Below are 12,423 nucleotides of genomic sequence, written 5' to 3' on the forward strand. Positions count from 1 at the left end.
TTTAAGGGCTTTAACTATTATAGTAACCCTAAGTTATAAAAGTTTTTTTGTTAATTATAGATTAATTATTAAAGTATATATAGTTAACGGTCTTTTAGTAACCTAAGGTTATATTTATATAATAGGTAGTAATATAATATTATATAGGACAATATCAATAAAATGCAAAAGGTGATAACATGGACTTAGAGGCTATACTAGATGTAATTGGATGTAAAACTAGGCGAGATATATTAGGTTTATTAACGGAAGAACCATGTTTTGTAAGTCAAATTTCACAAGAATTAAATGTGGGACAAAAAGCAATTATTGGACATTTGAAAGCTATGGAGGATTTAGGTTTAATATATCCGTCATTCCAAAAAATTGAACGTGGAAGACCTAGAAAATATTATGAAATAGCTCAGGATATAGAAATAAAAATATTCATAAAACCTGACTCAATTAATATGCATATGATGGGTGAAGAATTCACGGAATTATTTAATATAGAAGAAAGATTATACATGGGAGATTCAAAGGCAATTGATGATTTAAAAACTGCAATAACCAAATATAAAAATGCTCTTACATATGCTGAAGAGTTACTTAATCAAGTAGAAAATCCAGAAAAACGTAAAACTAGAACAATAATCACAGATATCACTAAAACTAAAGCAATTCCTGAATATAATTTAGATGATTAAAAAATCTTATATACTACAGATAAACAAATAGTATTATATATAAAATGTTGAGTATTAAAAAAATACTTGATATTGATAGTGGTATGCTAACGAAAAAATAATAAGGTGAAATGATGGATAAAAAGATAATCTTGTCCGTCTTAATAGTAGCTCTTATAGGAATCGTAGCAGCTACCTACCAAATAAATAACGGGGAAGATATATTAAATCCTCTTGCAAGTGTTGAAACTGAAGAATCTCCGGTTACGGATGTTTTAACAGCACCTGAAACTGCAGAAGACGCTCAAGCTCAAGCTGACGCTCAGGCACAGGCAGATGCTCAAAAAGCTGCACAAGCTCAAGCTGAAGCCGATGCCAAGGCTCAAGCCGATGCGCAAGCACAGGCAGATGCACAAGCACAGTCTGTACAGGCAGGTCAAACAAGTAAAAGGGATTCATTAGTTGATGCAAATAATGGAATAACTGTTCCAACAACATCTTCTGGTGATGGTTCCAACGGCGGTTCATCTTCTGGTGATGCTTCCAATGGTGGTTCATCTTCAAACGATGGATCCGGAAATAATCCTTCAACTGGAGATTCAAATCCAGACTCTAATGGACCATCTAATAATAATCCTAGCAACACCCCTGATGAGTCAAATGTAGCTTCAACTTTAACTGATAATATTAGACAACAAATAGAATCAGTTATTAGTCCACATTATGATTCAAGTGTGTTAATGTTAGATTGGGACAGTACTGAAGTTCAAGATGATTATTATGTTATTCCAGCATATTACAGGGATAATAATAATTATGCAGGAAAATTCTATATTCCTAAAAATGATTTCTCCGGATGGAAATATGTTGCTGCAGACTTAACAGTTTACGGTCAAGAAACACCACTACCTGATTCTCCAAATCTTGGTGAAGCAGATACTAGTGAATAGTTATTTTATTTGGGTAGCTAAGATAAATATAAGACAGTTAAGACATAAAGGTCTATTTTTGATTAAATGGTATGAGATATTATTCTCACAAACCTTTTTTTCATTGTAAATATAATCGTTTAAACTTTAAAAAGAAATATATACTATTTTGATTATATATTATACTATAAAATAAATTAGGATTACAATAAGTATTGAGGTAATATTATGGATTTTGTACCAATAATAGCAATTATTATAGTCGGAATGATTATAGTAACTTTAGTCGGTCAAATATTAGGACGTTCAATTGAATAATTATGTTCTAATACAAATTTCTTTTTTTAAAAAATATTTATTCTTATTTTGAAACAGACTATTTCTTATTTTAAAATTATTTATTCTTATTTTGAAACAGATTATTTCTTTTTAAAACTAGTTTTTTTTTAATATTTTATATACGGATTTGGGGGGATTCGAACCCCCGATCTTCAGATTAGGAGTCTGATGCCCTATCCTGGCTAGGCTACAAACCCATATTAATAAATCTATTATGAATAATTATTGTATAAAAATCTCGAAAAATAGTCATTAGTAAAATATACGGACCTGGTGGGAATTGAACCCACGGTCTCTGGATTAGAAGTCCAGCGCCCTATCCAGGCTAGGCTACAGGCCCATAACATATGTTACTATTATAATGTTTTATATCTTATTACTTTTATACTTTATGGTTTTAACCATTTTTTAAAATGTTATATTTATATTTTATACACTAATTTTAATTCTTATATTTCTGTATTTAATTAATAAATAAGAATTAAATATTTATTGATTTAAATATCTAATGAAATACTTTATTTTACAAATATAAATTCAGTTCTCTCTTATTTGTTTTATTTTTAATTATATTTATAAATAAATAATTTATATTATGATAAATATAACTTATTATTAATAAAGAATTTTATAAAATTATTATAGGAGATTTCATGTTACAAACGTTACCACTAATATTGCTTTTTGTTTTGTCTTTACTTTTTTTTAATAACAAGAATATTAGCTTGGATAAAAAAGTGAGTGTTGTAATTCCCGCTTTTAATGAAGAAAAATCAATTATCCATGTTATTAATACAGTAAAAAAAGTAAAATCTATTACAGAGATTATAGTTGTTGATGATGGCTCAACTGATAATACATATAATCTGGTATCTGATTGTGATGATGTAATATTACTAAAACATTTAACCAATAAAGGTAAAGGTTCTGCAATGAAAACAGGACTAAAAAAGGTTACAAATGATATAGTATTATTTTTGGATGCTGATCTTTCTGAAATTAATCAATATCAAATAGAATCCATTATTCAACCTATTCTGGATGGCGAAGCAGATATTACTAAAACAAAATTTAAACGTGAAGCAGGTAGAGTAACGGAATTAACGGCAAAACCTTTACTTCAGTTTTTCTTCCCTGAATTAAATTTTGATCAACCGTTAAGTGGACAATTCGCTTCCATTAAAAGTTTTTTAGATCATATTGATTTAGAACATGATTATGGTGTAGATATTGGTATAGTATTGGATGCTGATGCCAGGGGTATGAGAATTCAGGAAGTTGATATAGGAAACATTGTTCATGAAATGTCTACATTGAAAGAACTTAATATCATGGCTAATGAAGTTGTTAGAACAATTGTTGATCGTGCAATTAGTTATGGTAGATTAACGATGGTTGATGATTTGGGTAATGCAATACGAATGGAAATAATGGGATTGTCCATAATTACTTTTGGAATATTTGGATTATTTTTCATAAAATATATGGGTCCTCTTGTATCTGCTATAACCATATTAATAGGTTTGGTTATTTCGATTTATTATCTATATAAAATAATCAAAATGTCGGTGAAGGTTTATAATCAAACTAAAATTCCAACTAAACAAATTATCAAATCGTTTATTCACATGCATTTTCCAGTGGTAATATCCATAATAATTATATTGGCAATCGTGGCTTCATTACTGGGTTCAGTTTCTATTTCATCCAATGAAATTTCCTTAGAACCTACAACAAAAAATCTAGTAATTTCCACAGTCTCTCAACCAAGAAGTACCGTGGATGTCAGAGGACCTTATACAGTTGAAAGTGCATTGGAAAATGAACCTCATCTGTTAAGATTGTCGAATTCGGCATTGAATACATTGAATGCTCAGTACGGTGATTATATTTATATAGGTGATTCACGTTATCAATTAGAACAGGTAGTTAATAACGAGAATGATATAATACGTATTCCGGAGTCTGCCAGAACAGAGTTGAATCTTAAATTAGATCAAGTTATCCGTGATAGTGACTTAAGAAGTGTATTTGAAAAATGTTATATTACTCATAATATTCATAAAGATGAGATTGCCAATATAGAAGCTGACGGAAATGAGACTAAACTTGGGGTTATTAATAAAACAACAGTAAATATTTTTTCACAAATATTAACAGATTCACACCCATCCAAAAATTTAAATGTATACGTTAACGATACAAAAGTGGCACAATCTGTGGGTATTATTGAAAACGGCACTTATATAATTGCTATTAACAATGAAACAGTGAAAAATTTAAGGTTAAATGATTCAAGTATAGGATTAGTATACAATTCAAGTTATCAATCCACAAGTGTGAAAGTTATATTGGAAGAAACAGGTGTTAACTCAACAAATTTATTTGTTAGGGATCCATCTTTAAATCACTTCCTGAATATAAATTTCTAAACATTTTTTATTTTTTTTAATTTTTTTTAACATTTTATTATACAATTTACATTATATTCTGCTTTTTTTATAATATTTTCATATTTCATACAAAACATTTAAATACTATGCAATATATAATATTGATTGTAACATGAAAAGTATTAAACAATATTCATAAAAATATATACCTCTCTGAAAAAGTTTTAATAAATACTATCATGTTATAATTAACTGAATATTAATGAATAATGTTCAGTGTGGAGGAAACAATATTTAAAATGAATTATCATCCATTAACCCATAAATGCAGAATTTATCCAAAAGATAAACAGATTAAACAGTTTGAAATGACATTGGACGCTTGTCAATTCTTATACAACGAACTATTAAATCAATACAAAGTCGATTACAAAAATAATAATATACCCTACAATTTAATTAATTATTTTAAAATGGTTATTGGACAGGCAAAAAACAATTATAGTTCAATATCTAAGCTTAATGATTCAACTATAGATGATGTATTGAATAACGTAATTCGTGCAATAAGACTTAGTAAAGATCCCTACAAATTAAAAGCTAAAGATGAAAAGATAAGAGTTCATTCATTTCTACTGAATAATACAAAAAACATAGAGTTAATAGGAAATATTTTACATTTAGATAAATATGGAAAATTCAAGTTACACTATGGAAAAACTATTGAATACAACAGAGTAATATCATATAAAGTTTTATATCAGAATAAGAAATGGTTCATCTTAATCACTATCAGGTCTGACAACATAAAACCCTTTCCAAAAACGGGTAAAAAAATCGGTATAGATCTAGGGTTAAAAAATTTAGTAGTCTTGTCAAATGGACAAAAATATGACCCTCCAAACATTTTATATTCTAATAAAAAGCTTAGCAAATTTAATCGAAAGTTATCATCAAAATCTAAAGGTAGTCGAAAATATGAAGACATAATTTCAAAACAAAATTCAGAACAGTTTCATAGAAAAAACATAATAAATGATTATTTCCATAAACTCAGTACAAAAATTGTCAAGGAAAATGATGTAATCGCAATGGAAAGTTTAGATATCCAGGATATGCTAAAGGACAAGCGTTACAGTAAAAACATATTCCAAGCAAACTGGCATAAACTAGTGTATATGATAAAATACAAATGTGAACTCTATGGTAAAATATTTATTCAAGTAAATACGAGATTTCCTTCAACGAAACTCTGTAGTAAATGTGGATATAAATACGATGATATCACTATTGATGTTAGAACATGGGAATGCCCAAAATGTGGAGAAATACATGATAGGGATGTTAATGCAGCAAAAAATATATTACGAAAAGCATTGTTAAAAAATTAATTAAAAATCGTATTTATAACATTTATTATTAAAACAAATGAACCTGGGGAACCTGGGGGATAGCTTTGTCGAAAGGCATAGAATCTTGCAAAAGAAGTTCAAGATCTCGCGGGTCAGGGGGAGAGTTCTCCATAACCTATGGGACATGGGGGCTAGCTTTGTTAATAGCCCTGGATATTAACATAGAAAATAGAAATATTAGTCCATTACGCTCTATCTTTATAGAGATGTTTTTTCATAAATTTTTTTCAAGAAAAATAATTTATAATAAAATCTAGACGTATATTGCAAGTGTAAAAATTTGCAAATACACTAGATTTTTTTAACTATTTTTAATCATCAAGAGTAAAACTTACCCTTTCATAATCATCAATATTATGGAAAGATTTTGTAGCATCCACACCAACCTTGGTGGTAGTACCATCAATTTCAGCAACAGGATCTAAAGAAGAACCTCTGGCTTTAGGAATAATGAAAATATCATCATCACCTTTTACACGAGTAGCAACAGCATACTCAACATCAACAGGATCAAAAATATTAATATCCTCATCAACAATGACACAATGTTTCAAAGAAGGATGCGCAGATAAAGCAGCCATCATAACATTCTTGGCATCACCTTCGGTTTGTTTTTTAATAGATACTACAGCATGTAACCAACAACAACCTCCTTCCGTCAAGACAACATTTTGGACAGTAGGCAAAGTATTTTTTACGCTGTTATAAATACGAGGTTCCTGAGGTAAACCCTGTAACAGTTTATGCTCATTACCTGCAGGAAGGATAGCATGATAATACGGATTATCCTTATAATGCATTCTGGTTAAGGAAATAACCGGTTCATCCCTAATCTTATCATAAGTATCAGTCAAATCAACAAACGGACCTTCACTTTTTCTTTTATTAGGTAAAATCTTACCTTCAAGTAATATTTCACATTCGGGAGCTTCAATATCCACAGTTTCACATTTAACTAAAGTCAAATCACCATCTTTGAAAGTATTAGCAACCTCCAATTCATTTTCACTTATGGATATGCTTGTGGTACTTGCAAGTAAAGTGGAAGGACTTAAACCGATAGCAATTGCAACCTCCAGTTCCTGATTCAACTCTTCAGCCCTCTTATAATAAGTATATAAATGTCTAGGAACAATCCTAATACCTAATTCATCATCAGAATGAACTAACATTCTATGAATGGAAGCATTAGTTAAACCGGTATCCGGATCTTTAGCAATAACAATACCTGCTGTAATGTATTTGCCCTTATCCTTTGGATAATGCTTTAAAATAGGGAGTTTACTTAAATCAGCATATTCATTATTAGGATAGACTTCATCAAAATTTTTAATATTTTCAATGCTGGTAGGATTGTTGGTAGCATTAATAATATTTTCAGTAATCTTATCCACACTGGTACCTATTGACTTAGCAATTTTGTCTCGGGTATTGCAGATACCTGAAATAATATTCATTTCAGAATCTTTAACATTAGTAAAAATCAAAGTATCATGAGGATGCTTTTTTAAAATTGAAGTAATTTCATATTCAGTAGATACTTCCTCAGTGATTTCAATAATATCATCATCAATTTCCTCAATTAAACGGGACATAATATTCACCTTTAATCATAATAAACATTTCTATGCAATGTCTTCATAAATTTAACAAGTTCATTTCTAATATTCTCATCATAAATAGCAAAAATTCTACCAACAAACAAAGCAGCATTTTCACCAGCGTCCAATCCCATGGTAGCAGTCGGTACACCCGGCGGCATCTCAATCATACTAAGAAGAGAATCAATACCGAACAATCTGGTAGTACAAGGAACACCAATCACCGGCTTAGTCGTATGAGAAACAATAACACCAGTTAAAATAGTGGATAAACTGGAAACTGCAACATACATGTCAACATCATCATCAATATCCTTGATAAAACTTTCTAATTTCTCAGGACTTCTGGTAGCAGAAATAACTTTATACTCACTTTTAATTTTTAAAGTATCCAAAGTTTGAATAATTCTCCTGACAACCTCCATGTTGGAATAATTACCAGAAATAATCAAAACCTTAGTATCCGGATTCAATTTTAAAGAAGAATTAACCTCCTCAGCTTCTACAACAGAACGTTCAGTTCTTCTATAATTCTTTCCAGCAATTTTCTCAATAAGTTCCTCTTCAGATTTTTGAATCTTAGCATTATAAGCAAAACGTTTCTCTTTAAGAACATTCTTCAAATTCTCATCATTACATGCAATAATCTGACAAGCTAACCAAGCAGCATTATCTCCCCTATCAATACCCATAGTGGCAACAGGAGTTCCTAATTGCATTTCGGTAGAAGATAACAAAGAATCAATACCACCTAATTTAACATCAACAGGAACTGCTATAACAGGTTTAGTAGTAAGTGAAGCAGTTACACCTGGTAAATGTGCAGCTAATCCAGCAATAGTGATAATTACTTCAACACCTTCAGTTTCATTCTTAATAATTTCCTTTAAACGTTCAGAAGTTCTATGAGCTGAAGCAACACGTAAATCATAGTTAATATTCATTTCTTCAAAGACATTTACAGCTTTTTGTGCAACTTTATAATCAGATGCACTACCCAATAAAATCATTACTTTAGTTTGACTTATGATTATGCCCCCTTTCTATATTGTGTAAGATTAATTATTATATAATATTGTGTTTTTATTCCTATTTAATTAATTGTAAATAAATAATATTTTCAAAACAATACTTAAAATTATAATTAAAGCAATAAAATAATAAAAGATATTATTTATAATAAACATAGTACTTTTATAAGAAATTTATAGAGATGATAATCATGGACATGATTTTTACTGGAGATCAAATATTCTTACTAATACTAGCAGTAATATTTTTAATAGCAGTAATAACAATAGCAATTGAATGGCGTAAAAGCACAGTATCTAAAAATGACATAATACTACTAGAAAAACAAGCAGAACTTAAAAAAATTGAATTAGTAGAAAAAGATTTAGAAAGTAAACAAAGAAAAGAAAACTTAGCAGACTTATCAGAAGAAGATCAAAACAAACTAAAAGAAATTAGAACAAACACATCTGAAATCACAGCAAAAGTAGGTTTGTTAAGTACTCAAGTCAATGAAAGAGTTGAACAATTAGAAGCAAAAAACGAATTGGTAAAATTATTAAAATTATCTAATGAACTAGATAAAAAAGAAAAAGAACTCAATGATATATTGAATAAATAGGAGTTGATTAAATGGAACCTGCTACCACTTTAGCAATAATTATATTAGTTGTAGCTATATTGATCTTATTATACTACTATTTAGAATCTACAAATAATCCAGTTTATCAAAATATTCATGAACATGCTTCAGGTTTTTCTAGTCGAGTAAGCCAAGAAGAATATATAACTAACATAACAGGAAGAGTAAACAACTTTAGTGACAAATTCAAAGACAGAGTTCAGGATGATGAAGAGGAACATGTCTCCAAAACGGACATAATGTCTAAAAAAATAACCCAATTTATTGATGAACAAAGTGAACAGGTAATTGAAGATTGGGATCTTGCTACTCACAAAGATTTGGACAGCGTATTAGAAAAATATGAAAATCTTGAACTAGAATTGAATTCATACAAAGAAACAAATGATACACGGGTTTCTGATTTAGAAGAACGTGTAAATAGAATTGATGAAGAACTTAAAAGTATTAAAAAATAGTTTTTCATTATAACTTTTTTTAATTAATATTTTAAACAATTATTAAAAATAAAAAACAAGGAAGTAAACTAATACTTCTAAATAAATTTTTTTTACATTAATTACTCTGGTCAATAAGACTGACTACTAAGTATTTTAATATTATTGTCAACTATTCCATAGTTAATTACTAAGTTGTCATCATACTTTAGATTATTCTGCTTATACTCCCCAACTATGTAAAGACTTTCTTGTTCAACATTCTTTTTAGAATATTTAAGAAGTTCTACTTTATCGAAGTTATAAACAAAACTACCATCCTCAGCTAACTGTGGATAAATAGTTTTTATAGGAGTATTTGTTGATTTATCTGGTTTTTCATTATAAATGTCTAATTTAACAAATTTATCAGTTAAATCATAACTGGATAAAATTGAACCAGAAATATCTACAGAGTTAGCATAACCATATTCATCTTCATTTACATTATACACATCTAAAATTAATTCATGTTCAAATAATGAGTACTCATCAATAACAGTATTATTATCAGTAGTAATGGTTTTTAACTTAATCTCACTGCTGTTGATAGTCATACCATTAGATAATTCGTAAGATAAGTGAAGTAAATGAACGTTGTTAGTTTTAAATGTATAAAGATCTTCATGAGCTATAACAAAAGTGAACTCTTCTGGCGGAGTATATGATAAAGGTGAAAAGGTAATTTTCTCATCAGGAAACTTTTTTACTTCAGGAATCACAACTAATTTGAGTGAATAATCCTTTGAATTAATATACTTTCTACTTTCATCACTAACAGAAACATATCCTTTAAGGGTAATCAAACCATCTTTTTTATAAAAACTGTCCTGTTGGAAAATGTCAGTTATAATAATATCATCCTCAGTTGGATTGACATAAAAGAATGTGCTTTCCTGGCAGGGATTATTAAAATCATTTTCATAACAAATAACATTAATAGTATATGCTCCGACAGCTAAATTATGGAAAATCTCGTTATCATCAGTTGAAAATAATCCATCAGAATCAGTGCTGGTTTCAATAGTTTTATTATATCTTAAACCATCCTCATTCTCATCATAATATTCCATAACTATCTCAACATTCCTGCTACCTAAAGGTTTACCAGTATCTGATATGAAAGAACCACTAACAGTAACATTAGCGCCTTCATGACAACTAAAAATTGGATCGATAGTTACAACTGGATCTTTAGAATGAACATTAACAGAAATATAAGATGAATCAGAGTAAGCATAATTATGATAACCCGGATAATAGAATAACAAATCTTTAATTCCTACTTCAGAAGGAACATAAGTATAATTGAAATGCCCATTAACATCAGTTCTAATGTAAGTTTTATTATCAGTTAAAACTCCAACTCCCGTATATCTTAATGGATTACCATTACCATCGGTAAGAGTACCGGTAAAGCTAATATTTTCTCCATAATATATGTCGAGATTATTATCATCAACATTTACTATAGTTTTATGAGGATAAACTAAAACAGACTTATCAGTACGATTAAACCTATAATAATGATAACCCGGATAATAAACACAAATATCATATCTGCCCGCAAATTCTGGAGTTAACATATAAGAATAGAAACCATCATTATCAGTACGACAGTATGTCTTACTGAAATTTTCATAATTCTTATCACCATAAGCGGTTCCTCTTAATAAAACGCCTACGCTGGTATATCTGAGGATATTGCCTTCACAATCAGTTAATCTACCTGTAAGGTTAAAACTTTCTCCAACAGTTATAGTTTTTGAACAATTCATATTAACATTAGTAGATTTTGGTATGATATATGTTGAAGTTGATGCAGAATCATTATGATAACTAACAGTAATATTTAATGAACCACCTGTGTTGGGTTTATAATTAAAACTGTAACGACCTTCATGGTTTGTTTTTACATTGGTATTAATATAATTTGTACTTTCATTGTCACCATATGCTATTCCCTCTGCAACAATATTTACTTCGGAATTTCTAATGGGAACACTATTTTCATCAGTTAAAGCACCAGAAATACTTACATCTTCCATAACAGAAGTATCTTCAATAGTATCTATATTAATATTAAAATTTGAAGTATCACTAATACTTTGTTCTGAACTAGGAATACCAATATCTGTACCATTAGAATTAATATCTGTAGCAAAAGTACATGTAATTGAAGTACCGATTAAAAACAAAGCAATTAAAATGAAAGCATGTTTTTTATTAAATCTCATTTTTACCTCCCTTTCAATTTTTATTACAAAAATATTCATAAATGAATGATTTTGTTTATATAAAGTAATATATAAATAATTTTATTTTCATCATTTTATTGATTATTTTACTCAAAAAGAGATTAATATAATATAGTCATAAAATCAACTTAGAAAATGATTTTTAGGGATTGTAATTTAAGTAATAATAAAAATAGATATTATGAGAATATTCAAAAAAATTATATTTTTAATATGGTATGCTAAGAGTAATCCACTTCATGTTTTATCACAGTATTTATCTATGCAAGTCACCTTTGTCTAAGACATGTTTACTTTTGCACCACATGGATTGTTCGTTTCATCGATTACTAAAGTCAAGCTAATCAACCTAATTGTATCATCTATTATCGCTTTGTTATAGCCTATCGTATCGTTTCTATGACAGGGTCACACCTCTCGGTGTATGCCAATGAAGAGCATCATGCTTCAATATGGTGTGTGGAATTTCCTCAGTAAAAAATATACCGTAAACTGTGCTTTAGCTTACCAAAATTAATAATGATTAAATAAATTAATAGCGGGGCCTAGATTTGAACTAGGGCTCTCGGGGTTATGAGCCCCGCGGGATCACCAGACTACCCCACCCCGCTATATGTAAAAATAATTAACTCTGTTGTAGAGCTATAATTATTTAAGTCATAACTTATATATAAAGTTATCTATTATAATTTGTTT

General features: G+C 29.1%; 9 protein-coding genes, 3 tRNA genes and 1 other RNA gene. 6 read left to right on the forward strand and 7 right to left on the reverse strand.

The window, feature by feature from the left end; all coding sequences use genetic code 11:
• The first annotated feature begins 179 nt into the window (after positions 1-179).
• Positions 180-686 carry an ArsR family transcriptional regulator gene (locus tag QZZ11_RS08600; RefSeq protein WP_292475344.1) on the forward strand — a complete coding sequence of 169 codons (507 nt, stop codon included), beginning with the start codon at positions 180-182 and terminating at the stop codon, positions 684-686.
• 113 nt (positions 687-799) lie between these two features.
• On the forward strand, positions 800-1,615 hold the full coding sequence (locus QZZ11_RS08605) for a hypothetical protein (protein ID WP_292475346.1): 816 nt from the start codon (positions 800-802) through the stop codon (positions 1,613-1,615).
• A gap of 440 nt (positions 1,616-2,055) precedes the next feature.
• Here QZZ11_RS08605 and QZZ11_RS08610 read toward each other — a convergent pair.
• A tRNA-Arg gene (locus QZZ11_RS08610) sits at positions 2,056-2,130 on the reverse strand.
• Between the two features lie 68 nt (positions 2,131-2,198).
• Positions 2,199-2,273 (reverse strand) — tRNA-Arg (locus QZZ11_RS08615).
• 313 nt (positions 2,274-2,586) lie between these two features.
• On the opposite strand from QZZ11_RS08615, the gene QZZ11_RS08620 reads away from it, so the two are divergent.
• Both QZZ11_RS08620 and QZZ11_RS08625 read left to right on the forward strand, forming a co-directional pair.
• Positions 2,587-4,365, forward strand: a complete 1,779-nt coding sequence (locus tag QZZ11_RS08620) for a glycosyltransferase (protein ID WP_292475348.1) — start codon at positions 2,587-2,589, stop codon at positions 4,363-4,365.
• A 260-nt stretch (positions 4,366-4,625) separates the two neighbouring features.
• A complete protein-coding gene (locus QZZ11_RS08625) occupies positions 4,626-5,717 on the forward strand; it encodes an RNA-guided endonuclease TnpB family protein (RefSeq protein ID WP_292475350.1) in 1,092 nt (363 codons plus the stop codon).
• Between the two features lie 332 nt (positions 5,718-6,049).
• On the opposite strand, the gene QZZ11_RS08630 is transcribed toward QZZ11_RS08625, so the two are convergent.
• Positions 6,050-7,321, reverse strand: coding sequence for a UbiD family decarboxylase (locus QZZ11_RS08630; protein WP_292475406.1), 1,272 nt, complete (start codon positions 7,319-7,321; stop codon positions 6,050-6,052).
• Between the two features lie 23 nt (positions 7,322-7,344).
• Positions 7,345-8,349, reverse strand: coding sequence for a 5-(carboxyamino)imidazole ribonucleotide mutase (gene purE, locus QZZ11_RS08635; protein WP_292475353.1), 1,005 nt, complete (start codon positions 8,347-8,349; stop codon positions 7,345-7,347).
• A gap of 212 nt (positions 8,350-8,561) precedes the next feature.
• Here purE and QZZ11_RS08640 point away from each other — a divergent pair, with 212 nt between their 5' ends.
• Entirely contained in the window at positions 8,562-8,972 is a 411-nt protein-coding gene (locus tag QZZ11_RS08640; protein ID WP_292475354.1) for a hypothetical protein, read from the forward strand.
• Between the two features lie 11 nt (positions 8,973-8,983).
• The gene (locus QZZ11_RS08645) at positions 8,984-9,451 is read left to right on the forward strand and encodes a hypothetical protein (RefSeq protein ID WP_292475356.1); all 468 of its coding nucleotides are present in this window, start codon (positions 8,984-8,986) and stop codon (positions 9,449-9,451) included.
• Between the two features lie 110 nt (positions 9,452-9,561).
• Here QZZ11_RS08645 and QZZ11_RS08650 read toward each other — a convergent pair whose 3' ends face one another.
• The 3 genes from QZZ11_RS08650 to QZZ11_RS08660 all read right to left on the reverse strand — a co-directional run bounded on the left by QZZ11_RS08650 (position 9,562) and on the right by QZZ11_RS08660 (position 12,338).
• Positions 9,562-11,706 carry a hypothetical protein gene (locus tag QZZ11_RS08650; protein ID WP_292475357.1) on the reverse strand — a complete coding sequence of 715 codons (2,145 nt, stop codon included), beginning with the start codon at positions 11,704-11,706 and terminating at the stop codon, positions 9,562-9,564.
• 237 nt (positions 11,707-11,943) lie between these two features.
• Positions 11,944-12,235, reverse strand: an RNA gene (gene rnpB / locus QZZ11_RS08655) — RNase P RNA component.
• Positions 12,236-12,263: 28 nt separating this feature from the next.
• A tRNA-Met gene (locus tag QZZ11_RS08660) sits at positions 12,264-12,338 on the reverse strand.
• Positions 12,339-12,423 lie beyond the last annotated feature (85 nt).

It is taken from the genome of Methanosphaera sp. (genome assembly GCF_016282985.1).
GTDB lineage: Archaea > Methanobacteriota > Methanobacteria > Methanobacteriales > Methanobacteriaceae > Methanosphaera.

Coding starts and splice junctions, on each gene's coding strand:
- QZZ11_RS08620 (WP_292475348.1), top strand. CDS start 2,587: ATGTTACAAACGTTACCACTAATATTGCTTTTTGTTTTGTCTTTACTT.
- QZZ11_RS08645 (WP_292475356.1), top strand. CDS start 8,984: ATGGAACCTGCTACCACTTTAGCAATAATTATATTAGTTGTAGCTATA.
- QZZ11_RS08600 (WP_292475344.1), top strand. CDS start 180: ATGGACTTAGAGGCTATACTAGATGTAATTGGATGTAAAACTAGGCGA.
- purE (WP_292475353.1), bottom strand. CDS start 8,349: ATGATTTTATTGGGTAGTGCATCTGATTATAAAGTTGCACAAAAAGCT.
- QZZ11_RS08605 (WP_292475346.1), top strand. CDS start 800: ATGGATAAAAAGATAATCTTGTCCGTCTTAATAGTAGCTCTTATAGGA.
- QZZ11_RS08650 (WP_292475357.1), bottom strand. CDS start 11,706: ATGAGATTTAATAAAAAACATGCTTTCATTTTAATTGCTTTGTTTTTA.
- QZZ11_RS08640 (WP_292475354.1), top strand. CDS start 8,562: ATGGACATGATTTTTACTGGAGATCAAATATTCTTACTAATACTAGCA.
- QZZ11_RS08625 (WP_292475350.1), top strand. CDS start 4,626: ATGAATTATCATCCATTAACCCATAAATGCAGAATTTATCCAAAAGAT.